Annotated in this window: 27 protein-coding genes; 4 read left to right on the top strand and 23 right to left on the bottom strand. The window is 71.5% G+C overall.

Annotation, left to right across the window (positions count from 1 at the left end; all coding sequences use genetic code 11):
- Positions 1–48: 48 nt before the first annotated feature.
- Positions 49–1,269 carry an alanine racemase gene (gene alr, locus AB0N63_RS11485; protein ID WP_365527283.1) on the bottom strand — a complete coding sequence of 407 codons (1,221 nt, stop codon included), beginning with the start codon at positions 1,267–1,269 and terminating at the stop codon, positions 49–51.
- A gap of 129 nt (positions 1,270–1,398) precedes the next feature.
- Entirely contained in the window at positions 1,399–2,847 is a 1,449-nt protein-coding gene (locus tag AB0N63_RS11480; protein ID WP_365527280.1) for an NAD(P)H-hydrate dehydratase, read from the bottom strand.
- 246 nt (positions 2,848–3,093) lie between these two features.
- Between AB0N63_RS11480 and AB0N63_RS11475 the strand changes: the two genes are divergently transcribed.
- Positions 3,094–4,959, top strand: coding sequence for a PP2C family protein-serine/threonine phosphatase (locus AB0N63_RS11475; RefSeq protein ID WP_365527279.1), 1,866 nt, complete (start codon positions 3,094–3,096; stop codon positions 4,957–4,959).
- A 111-nt stretch (positions 4,960–5,070) separates the two neighbouring features.
- Here AB0N63_RS11475 and AB0N63_RS11470 read toward each other — a convergent pair whose 3' ends face one another.
- The 3 genes from AB0N63_RS11470 to AB0N63_RS11460 form a co-directional block, all read right to left on the bottom strand.
- Positions 5,071–5,442 (bottom strand): holo-ACP synthase, encoded by a 372-nt coding sequence (locus AB0N63_RS11470; protein WP_365527277.1) that lies wholly within the window; start codon positions 5,440–5,442, stop codon positions 5,071–5,073.
- Between the two features lie 306 nt (positions 5,443–5,748).
- Positions 5,749–7,596, bottom strand: a complete 1,848-nt coding sequence (gene glmS, locus AB0N63_RS11465; protein ID WP_365527274.1) for a glutamine--fructose-6-phosphate transaminase (isomerizing) — start codon at positions 7,594–7,596, stop codon at positions 5,749–5,751.
- A gap of 113 nt (positions 7,597–7,709) precedes the next feature.
- Positions 7,710–8,504: a hypothetical protein gene (locus AB0N63_RS11460; protein WP_365527271.1), complete on the bottom strand. Its 795-nt coding sequence runs from the start codon at positions 8,502–8,504 to the stop codon at positions 7,710–7,712.
- A 242-nt stretch (positions 8,505–8,746) separates the two neighbouring features.
- Here AB0N63_RS11460 and coaA point away from each other — a divergent pair, with 242 nt between their 5' ends.
- Positions 8,747–9,715: a type I pantothenate kinase gene (gene coaA, locus AB0N63_RS11455; protein WP_365527594.1), complete on the top strand. Its 969-nt coding sequence runs from the start codon at positions 8,747–8,749 to the stop codon at positions 9,713–9,715.
- Between the two features lie 42 nt (positions 9,716–9,757).
- Positions 9,758–10,714, top strand: a complete 957-nt coding sequence (locus AB0N63_RS11450; RefSeq protein WP_365527269.1) for a DUF389 domain-containing protein — start codon at positions 9,758–9,760, stop codon at positions 10,712–10,714.
- Positions 10,715–10,756: 42 nt separating this feature from the next.
- Here AB0N63_RS11450 and glmM read toward each other — a convergent pair whose 3' ends face one another.
- From glmM to rplM, 3 genes are all read right to left on the bottom strand, one after another.
- Positions 10,757–12,115: a phosphoglucosamine mutase gene (gene glmM, locus AB0N63_RS11445; protein ID WP_365527266.1), complete on the bottom strand. Its 1,359-nt coding sequence runs from the start codon at positions 12,113–12,115 to the stop codon at positions 10,757–10,759.
- Positions 12,116–12,305: 190 nt separating this feature from the next.
- The gene (gene rpsI, locus AB0N63_RS11440) at positions 12,306–12,818 is read right to left on the bottom strand and encodes a 30S ribosomal protein S9 (RefSeq protein WP_146463584.1); all 513 of its coding nucleotides are present in this window, start codon (positions 12,816–12,818) and stop codon (positions 12,306–12,308) included.
- A gap of 42 nt (positions 12,819–12,860) precedes the next feature.
- Positions 12,861–13,304 (bottom strand): 50S ribosomal protein L13, encoded by a 444-nt coding sequence (rplM, locus tag AB0N63_RS11435; RefSeq protein WP_365527263.1) that lies wholly within the window; start codon positions 13,302–13,304, stop codon positions 12,861–12,863.
- Between the two features lie 380 nt (positions 13,305–13,684).
- Between rplM and AB0N63_RS11430 the strand changes: the two genes are divergently transcribed.
- The gene (locus tag AB0N63_RS11430) at positions 13,685–14,551 is read left to right on the top strand and encodes a hypothetical protein (RefSeq protein WP_365527261.1); all 867 of its coding nucleotides are present in this window, start codon (positions 13,685–13,687) and stop codon (positions 14,549–14,551) included.
- A 30-nt stretch (positions 14,552–14,581) separates the two neighbouring features.
- Here AB0N63_RS11430 and AB0N63_RS11425 read toward each other — a convergent pair whose 3' ends face one another.
- The 15 genes from AB0N63_RS11425 to rplR all read right to left on the bottom strand — a co-directional run bounded on the left by AB0N63_RS11425 (position 14,582) and on the right by rplR (position 25,566).
- Positions 14,582–15,895 (bottom strand): UDP-glucose/GDP-mannose dehydrogenase family protein, encoded by a 1,314-nt coding sequence (locus AB0N63_RS11425; protein ID WP_365527258.1) that lies wholly within the window; start codon positions 15,893–15,895, stop codon positions 14,582–14,584.
- 111 nt (positions 15,896–16,006) lie between these two features.
- Entirely contained in the window at positions 16,007–16,861 is an 855-nt protein-coding gene (gene truA / locus AB0N63_RS11420) for a tRNA pseudouridine(38-40) synthase TruA (protein WP_365527255.1), read from the bottom strand.
- Between the two features lie 141 nt (positions 16,862–17,002).
- Positions 17,003–17,497 (bottom strand): 50S ribosomal protein L17, encoded by a 495-nt coding sequence (gene rplQ, locus AB0N63_RS11415; protein WP_365527253.1) that lies wholly within the window; start codon positions 17,495–17,497, stop codon positions 17,003–17,005.
- A 191-nt stretch (positions 17,498–17,688) separates the two neighbouring features.
- A complete protein-coding gene (locus AB0N63_RS11410) occupies positions 17,689–18,711 on the bottom strand; it encodes a DNA-directed RNA polymerase subunit alpha (protein WP_003966937.1) in 1,023 nt (340 codons plus the stop codon).
- Between the two features lie 343 nt (positions 18,712–19,054).
- On the bottom strand, positions 19,055–19,459 hold the full coding sequence (rpsK, locus tag AB0N63_RS11405; protein ID WP_003956432.1) for a 30S ribosomal protein S11: 405 nt from the start codon (positions 19,457–19,459) through the stop codon (positions 19,055–19,057).
- Positions 19,460–19,524: 65 nt separating this feature from the next.
- Positions 19,525–19,905 (bottom strand): 30S ribosomal protein S13, encoded by a 381-nt coding sequence (gene rpsM / locus AB0N63_RS11400; RefSeq protein WP_365527251.1) that lies wholly within the window; start codon positions 19,903–19,905, stop codon positions 19,525–19,527.
- Positions 19,906–20,106: 201 nt separating this feature from the next.
- Entirely contained in the window at positions 20,107–20,220 is a 114-nt protein-coding gene (gene rpmJ, locus AB0N63_RS11395; protein WP_003998809.1) for a 50S ribosomal protein L36, read from the bottom strand.
- Between the two features lie 64 nt (positions 20,221–20,284).
- Positions 20,285–20,506: a translation initiation factor IF-1 gene (infA, locus tag AB0N63_RS11390; protein ID WP_003948620.1), complete on the bottom strand. Its 222-nt coding sequence runs from the start codon at positions 20,504–20,506 to the stop codon at positions 20,285–20,287.
- A 244-nt stretch (positions 20,507–20,750) separates the two neighbouring features.
- Entirely contained in the window at positions 20,751–21,587 is an 837-nt protein-coding gene (gene map / locus AB0N63_RS11385; RefSeq protein ID WP_365527248.1) for a type I methionyl aminopeptidase, read from the bottom strand.
- 148 nt (positions 21,588–21,735) lie between these two features.
- Positions 21,736–22,398 carry an adenylate kinase gene (locus AB0N63_RS11380; protein ID WP_365527246.1) on the bottom strand — a complete coding sequence of 221 codons (663 nt, stop codon included), beginning with the start codon at positions 22,396–22,398 and terminating at the stop codon, positions 21,736–21,738.
- Positions 22,398–23,711 carry a preprotein translocase subunit SecY gene (secY, locus tag AB0N63_RS11375; protein WP_009190147.1) on the bottom strand — a complete coding sequence of 438 codons (1,314 nt, stop codon included), beginning with the start codon at positions 23,709–23,711 and terminating at the stop codon, positions 22,398–22,400. Before secY ends, AB0N63_RS11380 begins: the two co-directional genes overlap by 1 nt.
- A 181-nt stretch (positions 23,712–23,892) precedes the next feature.
- Positions 23,893–24,348: a 50S ribosomal protein L15 gene (rplO, locus tag AB0N63_RS11370; RefSeq protein ID WP_009190146.1), complete on the bottom strand. Its 456-nt coding sequence runs from the start codon at positions 24,346–24,348 to the stop codon at positions 23,893–23,895.
- A gap of 2 nt (positions 24,349–24,350) precedes the next feature.
- Entirely contained in the window at positions 24,351–24,533 is a 183-nt protein-coding gene (gene rpmD, locus AB0N63_RS11365; protein WP_009190145.1) for a 50S ribosomal protein L30, read from the bottom strand.
- A gap of 2 nt (positions 24,534–24,535) precedes the next feature.
- Positions 24,536–25,141 (bottom strand): 30S ribosomal protein S5, encoded by a 606-nt coding sequence (rpsE, locus tag AB0N63_RS11360; protein ID WP_003992370.1) that lies wholly within the window; start codon positions 25,139–25,141, stop codon positions 24,536–24,538.
- A 41-nt stretch (positions 25,142–25,182) separates the two neighbouring features.
- Positions 25,183–25,566: a 50S ribosomal protein L18 gene (gene rplR, locus AB0N63_RS11355; protein WP_019980869.1), complete on the bottom strand. Its 384-nt coding sequence runs from the start codon at positions 25,564–25,566 to the stop codon at positions 25,183–25,185.
- Positions 25,567–25,569: the final 3 nt, after the last annotated feature.

Below are 25,569 nucleotides of genomic sequence, written 5' to 3'. Positions count from 1 at the left end.
GTCACGGCGACGGCCGGGTCACGCACCCCCCGGCCGCCCCCGCGCGGATCACCGCGACGCGGGACGCCCCCGGTCCTCCTGCCCGCTCTCCTCGGTCTCCTCGGTCTCCTCGTGGAGATAGACGCGGGGGACGCGGGTTCCGATGCGGGTGACGATCTCGTACGCGATGGTGCCCGCCGCCTGCGCCCAGTCCTCGGCGGTGGGCTCGCCCCCGTCACCGGGCCCGAACAGCACGGCCCGCGACCCGACCTCCGGCTCGTCGCCGCCGAGGTCGACCACGAACTGGTCCATCGCGATCCGGCCCGCGACCGTACGCCACTTGCCGCCGACCAGGACCGGCCCGGTGCCGGAGGCGTGCCGCGGGATGCCGTCGGCGTACCCGACCGGGACCAGGCCGAGGGTGGTCTCGCCGGGGGTGACGTAGTGGTGGCCGTAGCTGATGCCGTGGCCGCCGGGGGCGTGTTTGACCAGGGCGAGCGAGGCGGACAGCGTCATCACGGGCCGCAGCCCGAAGTCGGCCGGGACGCCCAGCTCGGGGGCGGGCGAGATGCCGTAGAGGGCGATCCCGGTGCGCACCAGGTCGAAGTGGCTCTCGGGAATCGTGAGCGCGGCGGGCGAGTTGGCGATGTGCCGCACCTCGGGGCGCGCGCCCCGCTCCTCGGCGTGGGCGGTCATCTCGCGGAACCGGTCGAGCTGCGCGGCGATGGAGGGATGGCCGGGCTCGTCGGCGCAGGCGAAGTGGGACCACAGCCCGGTGATCCGGATCAGCCCCTCGGCCTCGGCGCGCAGCGCCTCGGCGACGAGGCCGGGCCAGTCGGCGGGCTGACAGCCGTTGCGGCCGAGACCGGTGTCGGCCTTCAGCTGCACCCGCGCGGGCCGTCCGGCCGCGCGCGCGGCCGCGCGCACCTCGGCCAGCGCCCACAGGCCGCTCACGGACACGTCCACGTCGGCCTCGACGGCCTCCCGCCACGGCCCGCCCGGCGTCCACAGCCAGCACAGGACGCGCGCCTGCTCCGGCGCGATCCCGGCGGCGCGCAGCGCCAGCGCCTCCTCGGGCGTGGCGGTGCCGAGCCAGGTGGCCCCGGCGGCGACGGCCGCCCGGGCGCACCGGACGGCGCCGTGCCCGTACGCGTCGGACTTGACCACGGCCATCAGGGCCGCGCCCGGCGTCCGTTCGCGCAGGGCCCGCACGTTGGCCCGCAGAGCGGCCAGATCGATCTCGGCGCGGGCGCGCAGCGGGGCCGTCCGCAGGTGTGCTGTCTCGTTCATCGCGCCCCCAGTGTCTCAGAGGGCCGCGCCGGCCCCGCGGCGGCGGGCACGGGGGCGCCCCGCGAGGCCGGGCCACCGGGCCGCGCGACGGCTTCGGGAGAGGGCCACGCCCGTACGGGGACCGGAGTGTCACTCCTGGACGTCACGCCAGGCCGAGGGGATGGCCTCGGCCACGTCGTGGGCGGCGACGGGGGCGGCGTGGGCGGCGAAGCGGCCGGCCAGGCCGTGGAGGTAGGCGGCCGTGCTGCCCGCGTCGCCCGGCGCGAGGCCGGCGGCGAGCAGGGAGCCGGCCAGCCCGGACAGCACGTCGCCGCTGCCGGCGGTGGCGAGCCAGGGGGTGCCGGTGGCGTTGACGCGCACCGGGCCGCCGTCGGGATCGGCGACGAGGGTGGTCGAGCCCTTCAGCAGGACGGTGGCCCGGTAGCGGGCGGCCAGTTCCCGTACGGCGGCGAGCCGGGCGGCCTCGACCTCCTCGCGGGCCACGCCGAGCAGCGCGGCGGCCTCACCGGCGTGCGGGGTCATCAGGGTGGGCGCGGTCCGGGCGCGTACGGCGTCGCGTGCGGCCAGGCGCAGGCCGTCGGCGTCGAGCAGCACGGGCACGTCCGTCTCCAGCACCTCGGCGACGGTGCCGGCGTCGTCCCCGGCGCCCGGCCCCACCACCCACGCCTGCACGCGGCCCGCCTCACGCGGTCCCCGGTCGGACACCAGGGTCTCCGGGAAGCGGGCCAGGACGGCCTCCCCGGCCGGGCCGACGTACCGTACGGCGCCCGCGCCGCCGCGCAGCGCGCCCGAGACGGCGAGCACGGCGGCGCCGGGGTAGCGCGCCGAACCAGCGGCGATGCCGACGACGCCCCGGCGGTACTTGTCGCTCTCGGCGGCCGGGACCGGCAGCAGGGCGGCCACGTCGGCATGCTGCAACGCCTCCAGCTCGGGCGTGGCGGGCAGTTCGGGACCGAGCCCGATGTCGATCAGGCGGACGGTGCCGGCGTGCTCGCGGGCGGGGTCGACGAGCAGGCCGGGCTTGTGGGCGCCGAAGGTGACGGTGAGGTCGGCGCGCACGGCGGCGCCGCGCACCTCACCGCTGTCCGCCTCGACGCCGCTGGGCAGGTCCACGGCGACGACGGCGGCACGGGAGCGCGCGGCGCGTTCGGCGAGGGGGGCGGTGCCGGGGCGCAGCCCGCCCCTGCCGCCGATCCCGACGATGCCGTCCACGACGAGATCGGCCCGGTCGATCGCCGCGCCGGCGGCGTCCCCTGCGGCATCCGGGTGAACGACCGTGCCCCCGGCGCGGCGCAGCGCGGCGAGGCCGCCGGGGTGGGTGTGGTCGCCGGCGAGCAGGACGGCACTCACCCCGGCGCCGCGCCGGGCGAGCCGGGCCCCGGCGTACAGGGCGTCGCCGCCGTTGTCGCCGCTGCCCACCAGGAGCACCACCCGGCGGCCGTAGACGCCTCCGAGCAGATCCGCGCAGGCGGCGGCGAGCCCGGCGGCGGCGCGCTGCATGAGTGCGCCGTCGGGGAGCCTCGCCATCAGCGCGCGCTCTGCTGTCCTGACCGTTTCAACGCTGTACGCGGTACGCATGCGGTCGAGTGTGCCCCGCATCGGCCGGATGCCGCGCGGGAACCGGGCGGGGCCTGGGACCACATCCGGAACGAACGACTCCACTTCCATGTGCGGACCGGCCCCACCGGGGAACCCGGCAGCGGGACACCCCGGAACGGCGCGGCCCGCCGACGACGACGCGGCAGCCTCGGACCCGAAGCGCCCGCGACGGCGGGACGGGACCGAGCGACGGCGACGGGACGGAGAGAAGGGACCCGAACCGATATGAAGGACGAACCGGTCGGGACGGACGAGGCGCGCCCGGCCGAGGCGTCGGACTCCGCCGGCACCGCCGAAGCCGGCGGCGGGTGCGACGGGCCCGACGAGGGCGACGGCCGCGAGGACCGATGGCTGCGGGCACTGGACCTGCTGCTGACGGAGCAGCGCTTCCGCATCGGCCAGTACACGGCCACCCACGCCGTCCCCGCATGTCCCGTCGAACCGTCGGAGCCCTCGGAGCCCTCGGAGGCGGAACGGCGCCGCGGGCCGAGCGCGCCCACCGCCCCCGTGACCGTCCTCGGACCCCTGGTGTGGCAGCTGCTGGACGCGCTGCCGCTGGCCGCGATGGTGGTCCTCCCGGCGCTGGACGAGACGGGCGCGATAGCGGACTTCTGCTACGTGGGGCACAACGTCACCGCACGGCGGTACGCCGAGAGCCACTTTCCGCCCGGCGCGCTCCCGCCGCACACCCGAGCCGTACCGCTGTTCGATCGCTTTCCCAACCTGGCCGACACCCCGGTGCCCTGGATGCTCGCCGAGGCGCACCGCACCCGGCAGCCCCAGGGCCCGGAGCCGGCGGAGTGGTCGCTGTCCGGCCCGGACGGCCGGGCGGTACGGCTGAGCAGCGAGGTGCGCGTCGCGCCGTTCGGGGACCTGCTGCTGGTCACCTGGGAACGCGGCGAGCAGGCCAGCGTCCGGATGGCGGAGGCCGCGCAGAACCTGGCCCGGGTGTGCTGGGCGGAGTGGAACCTGGGCGACGGCACGGTGGAGGCCACGGGCCTGGACAGGGTGCTGGGCCTGGGACCCTCGGACCCCCTGCCCGACCTGCTGGAACTGGGCCGCATGCTGGCGCCGGACAGCCGCGGGGCCCTGTACCGGGCGGTGCACGACGTGGTGCTGCGCGAGCGGGAGATCGTGGACCTCGAACTGCGCATGACCATGCCGCACGAACGCGTCCTGCGCTTCATCGCGGAGCCGGTGCGCCCGCGGCTCGGCCCGGTGTGGACCGTGCGGGCGGTGTGCCGGGACGTGACGTCCGACGTGCGCAGCCGCACGCTGGCCGAGCAGGCGATGCAGGAGGCGCGGGCGCAGCGGGAACGGGCGGACGCGGTGGCGGACGTGGCCGAACGCCTGCGCGACGCGATCGTCCCGCGCTTCCCCGCGGAACTGGGCCGGCACGGCGTGGAGGCGGCGGCGGTCTACCGCCCGGAGGGCCGCGCGGCACGGGTGGGCGGCGACTGGTACAAGACCCGCGTCCTGCCGTCCGGCCAGGTGCTGATCGCGCTCGGCGACGCCCGGGGACACGGCCTCGACGCGATCACCCTGATGGCGAAGCTGCGGTACGCGCTGGCGGGGCTGGCGTTCACCGGCGAGATGGTGGAGCGGCTGACGGGCTGGCTGAACATGGTGGCCTGCGACGACGGCGAGGAGTCCACGGCCACGGCGATCGTCGCCCGCTACCACCCGGACCGCGCGCTGCTGCGCTGGACGTGCGCGGGCCATCCGCTGCCGATCCTGGTCCGCGACCGGGAGGCCCGACTGCTCGACCCGCCGCCGGGCGGCCCCGGCATGCCGCTGGGGGTGTGGCCCGAGGAGACGTACACGGCGGCGGAGACCATGCTCTACCCCGGCGACGTGGTGCTGCTGTACTCGGACGGCCTGATGGAACGCCGCGGCTCGGACCTGGACCGTGACTCGTCACGCCTGGTGCGGGCCGTGCACGAGAGCGCCCGTGACGGCATCCCGCCGGGCAGCGAAGCGCTGGACGCCCACATCCGCCGCCTGGTGGACCGTCTCACGGGCCCGCGCATGCAGGACGACGCCACCATCCTGGCGTTCCGCCTGGTGGGCCGGGACATCGTGGGCTGGTGAGGCCCCGAGGACGCACCCCTCCACGCCCCCGTCACAAGAACACGCCACCGAACCGAGCCGCCCACCCCGTCACCGGACCGAGCAGCCAGCCCTCACCGCCGCCGAACGGCCTCACCCCTCGGCGATGACGACGGCGGAGGCGACACCGGCGTCATGGCTCAGCGAGATGTGCCAGGCCCGCACGCCGAGTTCGGCGGCCCGGGCCGCCACGGACCCCTTCACCCGCAACCGCGGCCGCCCGCTGTCCTCGACGTACACCTCGGCGTCGGTCCACAGCAGTCCGGCCGGAGCGCCGAGGGCTTTGGCGACGGCCTCCTTGGCGGCGAACCGCGCCGCCAGCGAGGCCATGCCCCGCCGCTCCCCGCTGGGCAGCAGCAGCTCGCGCTCCACGAACAGCCGCGTGACCAGCCCGGGCGTCCGTTCCAGCGACGCGGCGAACCGATCGATCTCGGCCACATCGATCCCGACCCCGATGATGCTCATGCCGAGCACCTTACGACCCCCACCGCGCACTTCCTGGAACGCTCGTTCCCGATGCGCCGTTTCAGCCTCCCGGGCACCCCCGGCCAGGCCACCACCCACGACCAGGCCGCCCCCCACCAGCCCCACCGCCCCACTTGAGCGTGGTGGGCTTCGACGACCTGCCGGTCGCCTCACCACACCCACCCGGCAGCCGCTGAGCCGACCCGGCGTGCTCCGGGACGCCGACGCGCACCCCACCTCTCCCCGTGAACACGACTCGCCCGAAGGCAGACCACCCCGGCCCCCGCAACTTCCCCGGCCGCCCCCTCACTCCACCGTCACGGACTTGGCCAGGTTCCGAGGCTGATCCACCTCGTTCCCCCGAGCCGTGGCCAGCTCGCAGGCGAACACCTGCAACGGCACAGTGGCCACCAGCGGCTGCAACAGCACAGGCGTCACCGGAATCCGGATCAGATGATCCGCGTACGCCTCCACCGCCTCGTCCCCCTCCTCCGCGATGACGATCGTCCGAGCCCCCCGGGCCCGGATCTCCTGGATGTTGGACACGATCTTGTCGTGCAGCAACGACCGTCCCCGAGGCGACGGAACGACCACCACCACCGGCAGATCCTCCTCGATCAGAGCGATCGGCCCGTGCTTCAGCTCCCCCGCCGCGAACCCCTCCGCGTGCATGTACGCGAGTTCCTTCAGCTTCAGCGCCCCCTCCAGCGCGACGGGATACCCCACGTGCCGCCCGAGGAACAGCACCGTGTTCTTCCCGGCCAGCGACCGCGCCAGCGCCCGCACCGGCTCCATGGTCCCGAGCACCCGCTCCACCGCCCCGCTGATCTGCGACAGATCCCGGATGACGGCCCGCACCTCGTCCCCCCACTTGGTCCCCCGCACCTGCCCCAGATACAGCGCCACCAGGTAACAGGCCACCAGCTGCGTCAGGAACGCCTTGGTGGAGGCGACCGCCACTTCGGGCCCGGCGTGCGTGTACAGCACCGCGTCCGACTCCCGGGGAATCGTGGAGCCGTTGGTGTTGCAGATGGCCAGCACCTTGGCCCCCTGCTCCCGCGCATGCCGCAGCGCCATCAACGTGTCCATGGTCTCGCCGGACTGGGAGATGGCGACGACCAGCGTCTGCGCGTCCAGGATCGGGTCCCGGTAACGGAACTCGCTGGCGAGTTCGACCTCGCACGGGATCCGGGTCCAGTGCTCGATGGCGTACTTCGCGATCAGCCCCGAGTGGAAGGCCGTGCCGCAGGCGATGATGACGACCTTGTCGATCTCGCGCAGCTCGGGCGCCGAGATGCGGACCTCGTCCAGCGTCAGATTGCCGGCCGCGTCGATGCGGCCCAGCAGCGTGTCGGCGACCGCCTTCGGCTGCTCGGCGATCTCCTTGAGCATGAAGTAGTCGTAGCCGCCCTTCTCGGCGGCCTCCGCGTCCCAGTCCACGTTGTAGGAGCGGACCTCGGCGGGCCGTCCGTCGAACCCGGTGACCGTCACTCCGTCCCGGCGCAGCTCCACCACCTGGTCCTGGCCGAGTTCGATCGCGGACCGGGTGTGGGCGATGAACGCGGCGACGTCCGAGGCGAGGAAGGCCTCGCCCTCGCCGACGCCCACCACCAACGGCGAGTTGCGGCGGGCGCCCACGACCACGTCGGGCTCGTCGGCGTGCACCGCGACCAGCGTGAACGCGCCCTCCAGCCGCCGGCACACCAGCCGCATCGCCTCGGCCAGGTCGGCGCAGGCGGAGAACTCCTCGGCGAGCAGATGCGCGACGACCTCGGTGTCCGTCTCGGAGGACAGCTCGTGGCCGCGTTCGGCCAGTTCGGCGCGGAGCGCGGCGAAGTTCTCGATGATGCCGTTGTGGACGACGGCGACCCGGCCCGCGTTGTCCAGGTGCGGATGGGCGTTGGCGTCCGTGGGTCCGCCGTGGGTGGCCCAGCGGGTGTGGCCGATGCCGGTCGAACCGGTCGGCAGCGGCCGGTCGACCAGCTCCTTCTCCAGGTTGACGAGCTTGCCGGCCCGCTTGGCCGCCGCGAGCCCGCCGTCGGCGAGGACGGCGACGCCGGCCGAGTCGTAGCCCCGGTACTCCAGCCGCTTCAGTCCGGCCATCACGACTTCGAGCGCCGACTGCGACCCCACGTATCCCACGATTCCGCACATGGCACCGCAGCCTACGGCCCGTCAGCCCGCGAAAGTGGCCTCAGCGTGCCCGATATCGGAAATTCCCACCGGGGTACGAACGCCCCGGCGGGAATGTCAGCGACTGAGCCGCGTCACTTCAGCTTGGCGAGCTGCGCGTCCACGAGCTGGCTCGGGAAGGCGAAGTCCTTGCCCGTGGCGGCCGAGGCGAGGTTGACGGCGGGGAAGTAGGCGAGGGTGGCGCCCTTGCGGACGACGACGCCCTTCACCGGGAACTGGTCGCCGTCGGCCTCCATCGTGTAGGTCACGGCCAGCGCCTCGTCGGCGCCCTGCGGCGCGCTGCCGGTGGCGACCTTGACGACCTTGGTCGTATCGCCGGCCACGGTGAAGGAGAAGCCGCCTGCGCAGTCCGCGGCGGACTTCGTCAGGTCCTTCATCGCCTGCTCCGCGTCACCGTCCGAGTAGGAGGCGAGCGTGACGACGGCCTTCGCCCGGTCGAGGCCGGCGACCATGGCGTCCTCGGCGCTCGCGCCGGCCTCGGGCTTCTTCGCGTCCCCCGTCCACGACCGCTTCACGCTCGCCGCGGGCGTGCCGGCGTAGGAGCCGACCTGGAGAAGGGCGAGGGGCGTGCAGGCCGCCTTGTCCGTCTTCACCTTGTCCTGCGCGATGTCGTCCGTGGCGGGCAGCTTGGCGGTGACCTTGCCGCTCTTGACGTCGGCCTGTGTCAGCGCGGCCTTCTCCAGCTCGGCGGCGGACAGCGGCTCGGCGGCGGCCGGCGCGGCGGACGCGGACTTGTCGGCCTGCGCGGTCGTGGCGTCGCCGCCCTTCTTGCCGTCGTCGTCGGAGGACCCGCCGCAGGCGGTGGCGAACAGGGCGAGGGCGGCGGCGGACGCGACCAGACACGTACGGCGGACCAGCGGAGAACTCACTCGGAGGGCTCTTTCTCTTCAGAACACGCAGACCCGCGGAGCGACCCTCCGCGGCGCTTTACCCGCACTTTACGTGTCACCGTCAACTACATGATCACGCCTTCCACCACCCGGTATCCGACCGTGACACCCACGTGATCTCCACAGCCGCCGCACAGCCCGCGCGGCACGCGTGACGCACCCCACCCCCCGCCCCGTTCGAACTCCGTTAACAATGGACTGTGATCTCACCGGTCCCCTCGATGCCCCGGAGCGCCCACCGGTCCAAGCCGGAGGCGACTCCCTACGTCGACCTCACCCGAGCCGAGTGGAGCGCGCTGCGTGACAAGACGCCGCTCCCGCTGACCGCCGAGGAGGTGGAACGGCTGCGCGGCCTGGGCGACGTCATCGACCTCGACGAGGTCCGCGACATCTATCTGCCGCTGTCCCGCCTGCTCAACCTCTACGTCGGCGCCACCGACGAACTGCGCGGCGCACTGAACACCTTCCTCGGCGAGCAGGGCTCCCAGTCGGGCACCCCCTTCGTGATAGGGGTGGCCGGCTCGGTGGCCGTGGGCAAGTCCACCGTCGCCCGGCTGCTCCAGGCGCTGCTGTCCCGCTGGCCCGAGCACCCCCGCGTCGAACTGGTCACCACCGACGGGTTCCTGCTGCCCACCCGGGAGCTGGAGGAGCGCGGGCTGATGTCCCGCAAGGGCTTCCCGGAGTCGTACGACCGCCGGGCGCTGACCCGGTTCGTCGCCGACATCAAGGCCGGCAAGGCGGAGGTCACCGCCCCGGTCTACTCCCACCTCATCTACGACATCGTCCCCGGCGAGAAACTCACCGTGCGCCGCCCGGACATCCTGATCGTGGAGGGACTCAACGTCCTCCAGCCCGCCCTGCCCGGCAAGGACGGCCGCACCCGGGTCGGCCTCGCCGACTACTTCGACTTCAGCGTCTACGTCGACGCGCGCACCGAGGACATCGAGCGCTGGTACCTGAACCGGTTCCGCAAGCTGCGCGACACGGCCTTCCAGGACCCGTCCTCCTACTTCCGCAAGTACACGCAGGTGGCGGAGGAGGAGGCGCTCGACTACGCGCGCACCATGTGGCGCACCATCAACAAGCCCAACCTGGTGGAGAACATCGCGCCCACCCGCGGCCGCGCCACGCTCGTGGTGCGCAAGGGACCCGACCACAAGGTGCAGCGGCTGAGCCTGCGCAAACTCTGACCGGACCGGACCGGACGCCCGGCGGCGTCTACGCTGCCGGGCATGCTGCATCTGCGACTGATCACCCCCGCCGACCGGACCGACGACGTGGTCGCCGCGGTGCGCAAGACCGTCGGCACCGCCCATCTGGTGGTGCTGCCGGGCGCGGCCCGTGACCCGGTCGGGGATGTGGTGATGTGCGACATCGCCCGTGAGGCCGCGGACGAACTCCTCGGCGCACTACGGGCGCTGGGCGTCGACCGGGCCGGTTCGATCGCCGTGGAGAGCATCGGCCTGTCGCTGTCGAAGCGGGCCGACCGGGCCGAGCGGGAGGCCCCGGGCGAGGCCGCGGACGCGGTGCTGTGGGAGGAGCTGACGGAGGCCACCCACGAGGAGTCGACGCTGTCGGTCACCTATCTGGCGTTCATCACGCTGGCCACGATGATCGCCGCCTGCGGTGTGGTGCTGGACAACGCCGTGCTGGTCGTCGGGGCGATGGCGGTGGGCCCGGAGTTCGGTCCGCTGGCCGGCATCGCCACCGCCCTGGTGCGCAAGGCGCCGCGGCTGGCCCTGCGGTCGCTGGTCGCGCTGCTGGCGGGATTCGCGCTGGCGATGGCCGTGACCGCCGGCTTCAGCGTCCTGATGGACGCGCTCGGCCTGTTCAGCAAGGCCCGGCTGGAGGGACCGCGGCCCAACACCGACTTCGTCTACGCGCCCGACGCGTTCTCGTTCGTCGTGGCGGTCCTGGCCGGCACCGCGGGGACGCTCTCGCTGACCTCCGCCAAGTCGGGCGCCCTGGTCGGGGTGGCCATCTCCGTGACGACGGTACCGGCCGCCGCCAACGCGGCCGTCGCCCTCGCCTACGGCGACACCGCGCAGACCTGGGGCTCCACCGCCCAGCTCCTGCTGAACCTGTTCGGCATCGTCCTGGCCGGCACCCTCACCCTGCTGGTCCAGAAGTACCTCTGGTCCAGGCAACGCGACCGCGCCCCGGCGGAGGTCCGCCGGAGCGCGTCCTGAGGGCGCCCGGCCCCGGAGACCGGGCCGCGCCCGGTCAGCCGACTATCCCAGCGCCGACTTCACCGCGTCGGCCAGCCGCCCCGCCACCGAGCGGGCCTGCTCGATGTCCGCGGCCTCGACCATGACGCGCACCAGCGGCTCGGTGCCCGACGGACGCAGCAGCACCCGCCCGGTCCCCCCCAGCTCCCGCTCGGCCTCGGTCACGGCGGCGGCCAGGTCGGCGGAGGTCCTCACCCGCGACTTGTCCACGTCGGGGACGTTGACGAGGACCTGCGGCAGGCGCTCCATCACGGCCGCCAGGTCCCGCAGCGTACGGCCGGACTCGGCGACCCGGGCGGCCAGCAGCAGACCGGTCAGCGTGCCGTCGCCGGTGGTGGCGTGGTCGAGGATGATGACGTGCCCGGACTGCTCGCCGCCGAGGGCGTAGTCCTTGTCCTTCATCTCCTCCAGGACGTACCGGTCGCCCACGGCGGTCTGCACGAGGTGGATGCCCTCGCGCTCCATGGCCAGCTTGAAGCCCAGGTTCGACATCACGGTCGCGACGACGGTGTCGGAGCGCAGTGCGGAACGCTCCCGCATCGCCAGCGCGAGCACGGACAGGATCTGGTCGCCGTCCACCTCCTCGCCGGTGTGGTCCACGGCCAGGCAGCGGTCGGCGTCACCGTCGTGCGCGATGCCCAGGTGGGCGCCGTGCTCGACGACGGCGGCCTTCAGCTTGTCCAGGTGGGTGGAGCCGCAGCCGTCGTTGATGTTGAGGCCGTCCGGCTCGGCGCCGATGGTGACGACCTCCGCCCCGGCCCGCTCGAACGCCGCCGGGGAGACGCGGGCGGCGGCGCCGTGCGCCTCGTCCAGCACGATCTTCAGCCCGTCGAGGCGGTTGGGCAGCGCGTTCAGGAGATGGGCGACGTACGCGTCGAAGCCCTCCTCGTAGTCGCGGACGCGGCCGACGCCCGAACCGGTGGGACGGTCCCAGGGAGCGCCGGTGCGGTGCTCGTCGTAGACCTTCTCGATCCGGTCCTCCAGGTCGTCGGCGAGCTTGTGGCCGCCGCGGGCGAAGAACTTGATGCCGTTGTCGGGCATCGCGTTGTGGCTGGCCGACAGCATCACGCCGAGGTCGGCGCCGAGCGCGCCGGTCAGGTGCGCCACGGCGGGCGTCGGCAGCACGCCGACGCGCAGCACGTCCACGCCCGCGCTCGCCAGGCCCGCCACCACGGCGGCCTCCAGGAACTCACCGGAGGCACGCGGATCCCGGCCGACCACCGCCGTCGGACGGTGGCCCTCGAAGGTGCCCGCCTCGGCCAGTACGTGCGCCGCGGCGACGGAGAGGCCGAGCGCCATCTCGGCGGTCAGGTCCGCGTTGGCGACACCGCGCACGCCGTCCGTGCCGAAGAGTCGTCCCACTTGTCCTCCTGAGAAAGCGTCAGTTCGAGAAGCCGTGCCAGTGTGTCCGTCGTCCTGGCATCCGATCACATCAGCGTGTGAGCACCTTGTGCCGTTATACGCCCAAGTCCTGTGATATACGAACGCCCCGGAGGCACAGTGGCGTGCCGCCGGGGCGTTCGGAGTAGGCCTGTCCGCAGGCAGCTGCTGATTAGCGCTTGCTGTACTGCGGAGCCTTGCGGGCCTTCTTGAGACCGGCCTTCTTGCGCTCGACCGCACGGTCGTCGCGGCGGAGGAAGCCGGCCTTCTTGAGCGGGCCGCGGTTGTTGTCGACGTCGGCCTCGTTCAGGGCGCGGGCGACACCGAGGCGCAGGGCGCCGGCCTGACCCGAGACACCGCCACCGGCGATGCGGGCGACGACGTCGTAACGGCCCTCGAGCTCCAGCACCTTGAAGGGCTCGTTGACTTCCTGCTGGTGCACCTTGTTCGGGAAGTAGTCCTCGAGGGTGCGACCGTTGATCTTCCACTTGCCGGTGCCCGGGACGATCCGGACGCGGGCGATGGCGTTCTTGCGGCGGCCCAGGCCGGCGGCCGGCTGCGGCTCGCCGAAGCGGGAGGCCAGGGACTCCGAGGTGTACTCGCCCTCGACGGGGACCTCGGACTCGGTGGTGTAGCTGTCGATGTCAAGCTCTTCGAGCGGCTGCTCGGCAGTGGTCTCGGCCACGATTCTCCTCAGATTCTCTTCAGTCTTAGGGGGTGGCCGGACTTACTGCGCGACCTGGGTGATCTCGAACGGCACCGGCTGCTGGGCGCCGTGCGGGTGCTGGTCACCCTTGTAGACCTTCAGCTTCGAGAGCATCTGACGGCCCAGGGAGTTCTTGGGGAGCATGCCCTTGACGGCCTTCTCGATGGCCTTCTCGGGGTTGTTCGCGAGCAGGTCGTCGTAGCGGACGGACCGCAGACCGCCCGGGTAGCCGGAGTGGCGGTACGCCATCTTCTGGGTCCGCTTGTTGCCGGACAGGTGCACCTTGTCGGCGTTGATGATGATGACGAAGTCACCAGCGTCGACGTGCGGCGCGTAGATCGGCTTGTGCTTGCCCCGCAGAAGGGTGGCAGCGGTGGACGCCAGGCGGCCGAGGACGACGTCCTGGGCGTCGATGACGTGCCACTGGCGCGTGATGTCGCCGGGCTTGGGGCTGTACGTACGCACGGTTCGTAGCCTTCGCTTCTTCAGTGAATGGTCCTGACAAGGTCACCGAAGACGATCACGACAGCCCTGACCGCACAGCGGTGACGCAAACCGCGTGCTGGTCGCTGGTCATCGGCCCGGTGGACCGGTGTAAGGGCCGGGTCCGTGAGAAGAGCCAAGCCAATACACAACGAACATGCAGAGTACCTGCGCGGCCCTCCGGGGGTCAAAACGGGGTTGCCGGCGCGGTCCCCTGCGTGTTCCGCACCCAGTGTACGGGGCGCCGCGTCCCGAAGGCCCCACCCCATACCCGCCGCAATCGTCCTGAACGCCCCCGAGCCCTTGTCCCGCCTGCCTCGCGGGGCGGGGAGCCCACCCGGACGGCGTCTAAGATGCGCCCCATGAGTTTTGGGCAGGGGGGCTCGCAGTCCCAGTGGGATCCCTGGAAACCGCACTCCCAGCAGCCGTGGAACGGCGGCGGCGGTGACGGGACTCCGGACTGGGCCGCGCTGGCCGAAGCGTCGGAGAGCCGGAACAAGCGGCGCCGACTGCTGTTCGTCGGCGGCGGTGTGCTGGCCACGGTCGCCGTCGGCGCGGCCGTCGCCATGGCCGTGATGTCCGCCGGCGGGGACGACGACGCCCGCGGCGGCCCGGCCCAGCCGTCCGCGTCGGCGAGCGGCTCGGCCGCGCCCTCCTTCGCGCCCACCACCGCGCCGCCCCCGCTGGACCCGAAGGACTTCATAGCCAGCGCCAAGAAGGACACCGCCCCGCTCAGCGCGGACACCCTCTTCCCCGGCGCGCAGCTGACCATGACGGGCAACGTGTACAAGAAGGGCCCCACGGCCGACACGAAGAACTGCGCCTCGGCCGCGCAGGGCACCCTCGCCAAGATCCTCACCGACAACGGCTGCAGCCGTCTGCTCCGCGCCACCTACACCAAGGACGGCGTCGCGGCGACCGTCGGCGTCGCCGTCTTCGACACCGAGGCGCAGGCCACCAAGGCCAAGGGCCAGGCCGACAAGAAGAGCATCGTCCGGCCGCTGACCGGCGGCGGTGTCAAGGCGTTCTGCAACGGCGCGGTCTGCCGCTCCACCACCAACTCCTACGGCCGCTACGCCTACTTCACCATCAGCGGCTTCCCCGGCGGCAAGGACGTCACCACCAAGGACACCTCGGTCTTCCGCACCGGCGACGACCTCGCCGCCTTCGCCTTCGGCCAGATCCGCCGCCGCGGCGAGGCCCAGGCCTCGGCTGCGGCGAGCCAGTAGCCCCGGGCCCGCAGGTCACCCCGCGCGGTCCTACGACCGTGCGGGCGGACCCGGCGGCGCCGCCGGGCTCCCCAGCGCCCGGAACCACCAGCCCGCCGCGCGCCAGCGGTCCGCGTCCAGGGCGCCCCGGCCGTCCACCACGCGCGGGCACCGGACCAGGGCGGCCGCCCGGCGGGGGTCCAGGTCGCGGAACTGGGACCACTCGGTCAGGTGCAGCACCAGCTCGGCCCCACGCAGGGCCTCCTCCACCGAGAGGGCGTAGCCGAGCAGCGGGAACGCCTTGCGGGCGTTGTCCATCGCCTCGGGGTCGTAGACCGTCACGTCCGCGCCGTCCAGGTCCAGCCGGGCGGCCACGTTCAGCGCGGGCGAGTCGCGGATGTCGTCCGAGTCCGGTTTGAAGGCCGCGCCCAGGACCGCCACCCGCGCCCCGAGGACGCTCCCGCCGCACGCCTCCCGGGCCAGGGCGATCACCCGGTCCCGCCGCCGCATGTTGATCGCGTCCACCTCGCGCAGGAACCCCAGGTCCACGCCCAGTTCGGCGGCGCGGTGCGCGAAGGCGCGGATGTCCTTGGGCAGGCACCCGCCGCCGAACCCCACCCCGGCCCGCAGGAACGCCCGCCCGATCCGCTCGTCGTACCCCAGCGCCTCCGACAGCCGCCGCACGTCGCCGCCGGTCGCCTCGCACACCTCGGCCATCGCGTTGATGAAGGAGATCTTGGTGGCCAGGAAGGAGTTCGCGGCCGTCTTGACCAGCTCGGCGGTGGCGAAGTCGGTGACGACCAGCGGCGTCCCCGCGGCCAGCACGTCCCCGTACACCCGGCGCAGCAGCCGCTCGGCGCGCGCCGTGCGCACCCCGAACACCAGCCGGTCCGGCGCCAGCGTGTCCGCGACGGCGAAGCCCTCCCGCAGGAACTCGGGATTCCAGGCGATCTCCACCCGGTGCTCGCCGGCGAGCCGCGCCGCGGTGCCGACCGGCACGGTCGACTTGCCGACCAGCAGGGCCCCCTTGCGCGCGTGCCGGGCGATGGCCGCGAAGGCGCTCTCGACATACGTGAGGTCCGCGCCCTCGCCGTCCCGCCGCTGCGGGGTGCCCACGCACACGAAGTGCACCTGCCCGAAGGCCCCCGCCTCCTCGTAGGAGCCGGTGAACCGCAGCCGCCCGCTCGCCGTGTGCCGGGCGACCAGCTCCGCCAGCCGCGGCTCGTGGAACGGCGCCCGTCCCGCCCGCAGCGCGGCGACCTTGCCCGCGTCGCTGTCCACGCCGAGCACCTCGTGCCCCAGCTCCGCCATGCAGGCGGCGTGCGTGGCACCGAGGTACCCGGTGCCGATGACGGTGAGCCGCATGGTTCAGCCCCTCTCGCCGTACGTCCCTGCCGAGCCGTACGGCGCGCAGGTGCAGCGGCGAGTTCCCCGCCGGACCGCACCCGTACCGTCACCGACGGTGACCGGCGGGCCTCAGCAGCAGCCGGCCGTCGGCAGCGACCGCTTGTTGCGGGCCTCGCGGCTGCGCGCGGCCAGCAGCTCGTCGGCCGGGTAGCCGACCTCCTCCAGCGTCAGCCCGTGCGGCCGTACGACGTGCACGGCGGAGTCCCGCACGCCCGCCGCCAGCACCTTCCCAGGCCAGTCCGGTGTGCGGTGGCCGTCGCCCACGAACAGCAGCGCGCCGATCAGCGAGCGCACCATGTTGTGGCAGAAGGCGTCCGCGCGCACGGTGGCCGTGACGATGCCGTCGGCGCCGCGCCGAAGGCTCAGCTCCTGGAGGGTGCGGATGGTGGTCGCGCCCTCGCGCTTCTTGCAGTACGCGGCGAAGTCGTGCTCGCCGAGCAGGTGCCGGGCGGCCTCGTTCATGGCGTCCACGTCGAGCGGCCAGTCGTGCCACAGGACGTGCCCGCGCAGCAGCGGGTCCACGCCGCCCGGGTTGTCGGTGACCCGGTAGGCGTAGCGGCGCCAGACGGCGGAGAACCGGGCGTTGAAGCCGCTGGGGGCGGGCCGCAGCGCCCACACCCGCACATCGCGCGGCAGCCGGCCGGCGAGCCGCTTCAGCAGCTTCTCGTGGTGCTCGCGCCACACCTGCTCGGGCAGGTCCACATGGGCCACCTGCCCCCGCGCGTGCACCCCGGCGTCGGTCCGCCCGGCGACGGTCAGCTCGTACGTCTGCGGGGACCGCGTGACCGTGCGCAGCGCGTCCTCGATCTCCCCCTGTACGGTCCGCTTCCCGCCGGCCTGCTTGGCCCAGCCGTGGAAGCCGGAACCGTCGTAGGACAGATCGAGACGGACACGGACATGACCGGGCTGTACTTCGTCACTCACACACAGATCCTCTCAGGTACAGGAAAGCGGGCCCGCCCCCCGAAGGGAACGGGCCCGCCAACACCCTCAAGGGGCGCGGGGATCCGCGCGACCGGCCACGACGGAGCCGCAGCCGCCGGCCGGCGGTCCCCGGAAGAACGCTTACGCGTCCTTCGACTCCTCGGCGGGAGCCTCAGCGGCCTCGGTGGCCTCGGCCTGCTCGGCCTTGGCCTCGTCGGCCTCCTTGACCGCGCGCTTGGTGGCGGCCTCGGCCTCACCCACGGCGTTCTGCTGCACCGTCAGCGCCTCGACCAGCTCGATGACGGCCATGGGCGCGTTGTCGCCACGGCGGTTGCCGACCTTGGTGATGCGGGTGTAGCCACCGGGACGGTTCTCGTACCGCGGGCCGATCTCGGTGAAGAGCGTGTGGACGATGCCCTTGTCCGTGATGACCTGGAGCACCTGACGGCGGTTGTGAAGGTCGCCCTTCTTCGCCTTGGTGATCAGACGCTCGGCGTAGGGACGCAGACGGCGCGCCTTCGCCTCGGTGGTGGTGATGCGGCCGTGCTCGAAGAGCGACTTCGCGAGGTTCGCGAGGAGCAGCTTCTCGTGCGCGGCACTGCCGCCCAGACGGGCACCCTTGGTGGGCTTCGGCATGGTTCTTCTCCTGTGTGTCTGCCCCGGCCGTATCAGGTACCGAGGTCAGTATCCGAGCAGGCGGTCGCCTGTCGGAGATCCGGGGTTCTTCTCGACTCCGGAAGGTCCCGCGCCCCAGAGGGGCGCGGGGCGGTGCCGGTATGCGACTCCGTCGCGTGGGCGCGACCAGCCACAGCGGACCGGCGGCCGCGTCAGTACTGCTCGGTCTCCACGAAACCGGCGTCGGCGTCGTCGTCGGCGCCGAACGCGTCGGCCGCGGCGGTCGGGTCGAACCCGGGAGGCGAGTCCTTGAGCGCGAGGCCCATACCCGCCAGCTTCGCCTTGACCTCGTCGATCGACTTCGCACCGAAGTTGCGGATGTCGAGCAGGTCGGCCTCGGACCGGGCGACGAGCTCACCCACGGAGTGGATGCCCTCGCGCTTGAGGCAGTTGTACGACCGAACGGTGAGCTCCAGCTCCTCGATCGGCAGCGCCAGGTCGGCGGCCAGGGCGGCGTCCGTCGGGGACGGGCCCATGTCGATGCCCTCGGCGTCGATGTTCAGCTCGCGGGCGAGACCGAACAGCTCGACCAGCGTCTTGCCGGCGGAGGCCATGGCGTCACGCGGACGCATCGCCTGCTTGGTCTCGACGTCGACGATCAGCTTGTCGAAGTCGGTGCGCTGCTCGACACGCGTGGCCTCGACCTTGTACGTGACCTTGAGCACCGGCGAGTAGATGGAGTCGACCGGGATGCGGCCGATCTCCTGGCCCACCTGCTTGTTCTGCACGGCGGAGACGTAGCCGCGACCGCGCTCGACGGTCAGCTCCATCTCCAGCTTGCCCTTGCCGTTGAGCGTGGCGAGGACGAGGTCGGGGTTGTGCACCTCGACACCGGCCGGGGGCGCGATGTCGGCGGCGGTGACCAGACCCGGGCCCTGCTTGCGCAGGTACATCACGACCGGCTCGTCGTGCTCCGAGGAGACGACCAGCTGCTTGATGTTCAGGATCAGGTCGGTGACGTCCTCCTTGACGCCCGGCACGGTGGTGAACTCGTGCAGGACACCGTCGATGCGGATGGACGTGACCGCCGCACCCGGGATCGAGGAGAGGAGCGTACGGCGCAGGGAGTTGCCGAGGGTGTAGCCGAAGCCCGGCTCCAGCGGCTCGATGACGAACCGGGAGCGGAACTCGTCGACGACCTCTTCGGTCAACGAGGGTCGCTGAGCGATCAGCATCTGTGGATCAGATCCTTCTTTCGTGGACGCCCGCTATTTGACGTCCGACGGAACCGCGCCCGAGGGAGCGCGGGTACTGCAAGAGTACGGGCGGCACGCCCCGAAGGAGCCGTACCGCCCGACAGGCCTTGCGAAGCGACGTCAGACGCGACGACGCTTCGGCGGGCGGCAGCCGTGCTGCGAGATGGTGGGGGACGACCCCCACACCCCCAGCCGGAGACCGGACCGCCGAGACACCGACGTCAGACGCGACGACGCTTCGGCGGGCGGCAGCCGTGCTGCGAGATAGTGGGGGACGACCCCCACACCCCCAGCCGGAGACCGGACCGCCGAGACACCGACGTCAGACGCGACGACGCTTCGGCGGGCGGCAGCCGTTGTGCGGGGTCGGGGTGACGTCCTGGATGGAGCCGACCTCGAGACCGGTCGCCTGGAGCGAACGGATCGCGGTCTCACGACCGGAACCCGGACCCTTCACGAACACGTCGACCTTGCGCATGCCGTGCTCCTGGGCGCGGCGGGCGGCCGACTCGGCGGCCATCTGCGCGGCGAACGGCGTGGACTTCCGGGAGCCCTTGAAGCCGACGTGGCCGGCGGAGGCCCAGGAGATCACGTTGCCGCTCGGGTCGGTGATCGAAACGATGGTGTTGTTGAACGTGCTCTTGATGTGCGCGTGGCCGTGAGCGACGTTCTTCTTTTCCTTGCGGCGCACCTTCTTGGCAGCGCCCTGACGTCCCTTGGGGGGCATGTCTTCTCCTACGGGAGGTGGTCGGTCCTACAGCGAAGACCGCTGGACGGCGAGTCCGCTGCGGACTACTTCTTGCCCGGCTTCTTCTTGCCGGCGATGGCGCGACGCGGGCCCTTGCGGGTACGGGCGTTCGTGCTGGTGCGCTGACCGCGGACGGGCAGACCGCGGCGGTGCCGCAGACCCTGGTAGCAGCCGATCTCGACCTTGCGGCGGATGTCGGCCTGGATCTCGCGACGGAGGTCACCCTCGGTCTTGATGTTGTTGTCGACGTACTCGCGGATCGCGACGAGCTGCTCTTCGGTCAGGTCGCGGACGCGGGTGTTCGGGTCGATGCCCGTGGCGTCCAGCGTCTGCTGGGACAGGGTCCGGCCGATGCCGAACACGTAGGTGAGGGCGACTTCCACGCGCTTTTCGCGCGGGATGTCAACACCGGAAACGCGTGCCATTCAATGGCTCCAGTTGATCTTCGGAGGTCTTCCACAGGACCGGCTCCCGGCCGCCGTACGAGGTACGAACCGGGTCCCCGGCCTCCGAACCGGGGGTGTCGAACAGCAGTGCATGCCGCTCGGGACCTGCGTATGAACATGTTCAGCTCGCGTCGCGCGAAACTCTGCGATAGAGGTGCAGAGGGTGCGGTCGGTCGTGCGTCAGCCCTGGCGCTGCTTGTGGCGCGGGTTCTCGCAGATGACCATGACCCGGCCGTGACGGCGGATCACCCTGCACTTGTCGCAGATCTTCTTGACGCTCGGCTTGACCTTCATTGGGTGAGGTTCTCCGGGTCAGTTGCCGGCGACCCCGCGGTAGGACACGGGGCCTGGGCAAGATCTACTTGTACCGGTAGACGATCCGGCCACGCGTCAGGTCGTACGGAGACAGCTCCACCACGACCCGGTCGTCAGGGAGGATGCGGATGTAGTGCATACGCATCTTGCCGCTGATGTGTGCCAGGACCTGGTGGCCGTTCTGGAGCTCGACCTTGAACATGGCGTTCGGCAGAGACTCGACGACAGTGCCCTCGATCTCGATGGCACCTTGCTTCTTGGCCACGCTTCGCCCTTCGAATCGACTACCTTGATCGACTCTCCTGCTTCCCTTACGGGCGCATGCGGACATGCGGGTGCACGAGAGCCGACGAGTCAGTCTACGTCAGCGCACCCGGAAACACGAATCGGGAAAGCCTGCCCAGGCCGGAGATCGTTATGCCGGCGGGCCGGGAACGGCCGTGCCGCCGTGTTCGGCGAACTCGGCCCCGCCACCGGCTTCCGGCCGGCGGCTGCTAGCGGGCCGATCGTCAGGCGAGCGGGTCCGGCGCCGCGCTGATGCCGTGCTCCGCGAGCTTGGCCCTGCCGCCGTCCGGGGCGGTCAGGACCAGCGGGCCCTGCTCGGTCAGGGCGACTGAGTGCTCCCAGTGGGAGGACCAGGTGCCGTCGGTGGTGATGACCGTCCACTCGTCCTCCAGCACCCGCGTCTTCGGGGTGCCGAGGGAGACCATGGGCTCGATGGCCAGGCAGAAGCCGGGGACCAGCTTGGGGCCCTTGCCGCGCCGGCGGTCGACGTAGTTCAGCAGGTGCGGGTCCATGTGCATCTCGGTGCCGATGCCGTGGCCGCCGTAGTCCTCGATGATGCCGTAGCGGCCGCCGCCGGGCTTGGGCTGACGGCGGATGTACGTCTCGATCGCGCGGGAGATGTCCATCAGCCGGTTGCCCAGTCTCATGGCGGCGATGCCGGCCCACATCGACTCCTCGGTCACCCGGGACAGCTCGACCAGCTCCGGGGAGTGACCCGAACCGACGAAGGCGGTGTACGCCGCGTCGCCGTGCCAGCCGTCCACGATCGCGCCGCAGTCGATGGAGATCACGTCGCCGTCCTTGAGGACGACGTCGTCGGAGGGGATGCCGTGGACGACGACCTCGTTCACCGAGGTGCAGATGGTGGCCGGGAAGCCGCCGTAGCCGAGGAAGTTCGGCTTGGCGCCGTGCTCGGCGAGCACCTTGCGGGCCACCTGGTCCAGGTCCTTGGTGGTCGCCCCGGGCACGGCCGCCTCCCGGGTGGCCGCGTGGATCGCGGCGACGACCAGCCCCGCCGCACGCATCTTGGCGATCTGCTCGGGGGTCTTGATCTGCACCATGAGGACGGGGGCCTTTCTGGGACCGGAAGCGGGGTCGGCTACTACAACGATACGGGGACGCCCGGCGCCCCGTGGGCGGGTGCGCCCCGCCCACAGCTCAGCCGCGGCCCCTCGGGGGGAACCGCGGCTGCAGCCGGCGTACTACGGGTTACTGGGTGGCGTCCTCGCGCTTGAGCGCCTCCAGGGCGCGCCGGGTGATCTCGTCCACCGGGCCGAGCGCGGAGATCGTGACGACCAGGCCCTGGGCCTTGTAGTAGTCGATGATCGGCTCGGTCTGCGAGTGGTAGACCTCCAGCCGCTTGCGGACCGTGTCCTCGTGGTCGTCGTCGCGCTGGTACAGCTCGCCGCCGCAGACGTCGCAGACGCCCTCCTGCTTCGGCTTGCTGTACGTCACGTGGAAGACGTGACTGGAGTCGTTGCGGCAGATGCGCCGGCCGGCGATCCGCTTGACGACCTCGTCCTCGGGGACCTCCAGGTCCAGCACCGCGTCCAGCGTGATGCCCTCGCCGCTCAGCAGCTCGTCCAGCGCCTCGGCCTGCGAGACGTTGCGCGGGAAGCCGTCCAGCAGGAAGCCGCCCTCGGCGTCCGGCTGCTCCATGCGGTCCTTCGCCATGGCGATGGTGACCTCGTCGGGTACGAGCTCGCCGGCGTCCATGTAGGACTTCGCCAGCTTGCCCAGCTCCGTCTGCCCGCTGATGTTCGCGCGGAACAGGTCGCCCGTGGAGATGTGGGGGATCGACAGCTTCTCGGCAAGGCGTACGGCCTGCGTTCCCTTACCGGCGCCCGGCGGCCCGACGAGGACGATTCGCATCAGCGGAGGAACCCTTCGTAATTGCGCTGCTGGAGCTGGCTCTCGATCTGCTTCACCGTCTCCAGGCCGACACCCACGATGATCAGGATGCTCGTCCCGCCGAACGGGAAGTTCTGGCTTGCCCCGAAGCCAACCAACGCCATCGTCGGTACGAGAGCGATCAGACCCAGGTACAGCGAACCCGGCCAGGTGATCCGGTTGAGCACGTACGAGAGGTACTCAGCGGTCGGCCGGCCAGCCCGGATGCCCGGGATGAAGCCACCATACTTCTTCATGTTGTCCGCGACTTCCTCGGGGTTGAAGGAGATCGCCACGTAGAAGAACGCGAAGAACACGATGAGCAAGAAGTACAGAGTGATGTAAATCGGGTGATCACCCTTGGTCAGGTTCTGGGTGACCCACGTCTTCCAGCCGGCGTTGCCCCCCGCGAACTGCGCGACCAGGGCCGGGATGTAGAGCAGCGACGAGGCGAAGATGACGGGAATCACACCCGCCTGGTTCACCTTGAGCGGGATGTACGTGGACGTGCCGCCGTAGGACCGGCGGCCGATCATGCGCTTGGCGTACTGCACCGGGATGCGGCGCTGGGCCTGCTCCACGAAGACGACCAGACCGACCATGACCAGGCCGACCAGGATGACGGTGCCGAACTCGATCCAGCCGCCGGCCAGCTTGCCGGACTTCTTGATCGCCCACAGCGCGGACGGGAAGGTGGCGGCGATCGAGATGAACATCAGGATCGACATGCCGTTGCCGATGCCGCGGTCGGTGACCAGCTCGCCGAGCCACATGACGACGGCCGTGCCGGCGGTCATGCAGATGACCATCGTGATGGTCGTGAAGATCGCCCGGTCCGGGACGATGTTGCCGGCGACCGAGCAGCCGTTGAACAGGGCGCCGCTGCGGGCGGTGGCCACCAGGCCGGTGCCCTGGAGGATCGCTAGCGCCACCGTCAGGTACCGGGTGTACTGGGTGATCTTCGCGGTGCCGGCCTGGCCCTCCTTCTTGAGGGCTTCCAGGCGCGGGATCACGACGGTCAGCAGCTGGAGGATGATGCTCGCCGTGATGTACGGCATGATCCCCAGCGCGAAGACGGTGATCTGCAGAAGCGCGCCGCCGCTGAACATGTTGACGAGACCGAAGAGACCCTGGTTGCCGGAGGCCTCGGTCACGCACTGCTGGACGGCCTTGTAGTTGACGCCCGGGATCGGGATGTGGGTACCGACGCGGTACACCACGATGATGCCGAGCGTGAAGAGCAGCTTCTTGCGCAGGTCGGGCGTCCTGAACGCCCGGGCGAAGCCGGTGAGCACGGTGCCTCCTGCGACCCCCGCGCAAGTGCGTCAGGGTGACGGGTCTTGAGGTTCGACGAAAAAGAACAGTGCAGGCCACCTTACCGGCGACCATGCCCCCCATGGAACGACCAACCGGGGATACCTCATTGTGAGGCATCCCCGGTCGGGTTCGTCTACGTCATCGAGACGCCTGAGGGAATCAGACGAGCTCGGTGACGGTGCCGCCGGCGGCGGTGATCTTCTCCTTGGCGGAGCCGGAGACGGCGTCGACCGTCACCTGCAGCGCCACGGAGACCTCGCCCTGGCCCAGGACCTTGACCAGGCTGTTCTTGCGAACGGCGCCCTTGGCCACCAGGTCCTCGACGGTGACCTCGCCACCCTCGGGGTACAGCGCGGTCAGCTTGTCGAGGTTCACGACCTGGTACTCGGTCTTGAACGGGTTCTTGAAGCCCTTCAGCTTCGGGAGGCGCATGTGGAGCGGCATCTGGCCACCCTCGAAGCGCTCCGGAACCTGGTAACGGGCCTTCGTGCCCTTCGTACCACGACCGGCCGTCTTACCCTTCGACGCCTCACCACGACCCACACGGGTCTTGGCGGTCTTGGCGCCCGGGGCGGGACGGAGGTTGTGGATCTTGAGCGGGTTCTGCTCCGCCATGATCAGTCGACCTCCTCGACCGTCACGAGGTGGCGGACGGTGTGCACCATGCCGCGGAACTCGGGGCGGTCCTCCTTGACGACCACGTCACCCAGGCGCTTGAGGCCCAGGGAACGCAGGGTGTCGCGGTGGTTCTGCTTGCTGCCGATGTAGGACTTCGTCTGCGTGATCTTGAGCTGCGCCATGATTACGCACCCGCCCCGGCACGCGCACGCAGGAGAGCCGCGGGGGCGACGTCCTCGAGGGGCAGACCGCGGCGGGCCGCGATCTCCTCGGGACGCTGCAGGCCCTTGAGGGCCGCCACGGTGGCGTGCACGATGTTGATGGCGTTGTCGGAGCCGAGCGACTTCGACAGCACGTCGTGGATGCCGGCGCACTCGAGCACGGCGCGCACCGGACCACCGGCGATAACGCCGGTACCGGGGGACGCGGGCTTGAGCAGCACGACGCCGGCAGCCTTCTCACCCTGGATCGGGTGCGGGATGGTGCCCTGGATGCGGGGGACCTTGAAGAAGTGCTTCTTGGCCTCCTCAACGCCCTTGGCGATGGCGGCCGGCACCTCCTTGGCCTTGCCGTATCCGACACCCACGGTGCCGTCACCGTCGCCCACCACGACCAGCGCGGTGAAGCTGAAGCGACGACCACCCTTCACAACCTTGGCGACGCGGTTGATCGCGACGACGCGCTCAACGTACGCGGTCTTCTCGGCGGCAGCTGCGCCGCCGTCACGGCCCTTCCGGTCCCGCCGCTCGCCGCCACCGGCACCGCCACCGCGGCGCTGGGGTCCAGCCATTGGAATTACCTCTCTCTGTCTCCGCTAGCTACGGAACCGACTCAGAACTTGAGTCCGGCTTCGCGGGCGGCGTCCGCCAGGGCGGCGATGCGCCCGGCGTACTGGTTGCCACCACGGTCGAACACGACGGCCTCGACACCGGCGGCCTTGGCGCGCTCGGCGACCAGGGCGCCGACCTGCTTGGCCTGCGCGGACTTGTCGCCCTCGCCGCCGCGGATCGACGTGTCCAGGGTGGACGCCGACGCCAGGGTGTGGCCCTTCAGGTCGTCGATCACCTGCGCCACGATGTGGCGGTTCGAGCGGGTCACGACCAGACGGGGGCGCTCCGCCGTACCGGAGATCCGCTTGCGGATCCGGATGTGACGGCGCTTGATCGCGGCGCGCTTGTAGGCGTCGCCCTTGAGGATCTTCTGCCCGTATGCCATGGC

Origin of the sequence: Streptomyces sp. NPDC093260 (assembly GCF_040683715.1) — a bacterium.
In the GTDB taxonomy this organism is placed as follows: Bacteria; Actinomycetota; Actinomycetes; order Streptomycetales; family Streptomycetaceae; genus Streptomyces; species Streptomyces sennicomposti.
Note: the sequence above shows the minus strand (reverse complement) of the source record. Positions and strands in the feature narration are given on the sequence as shown.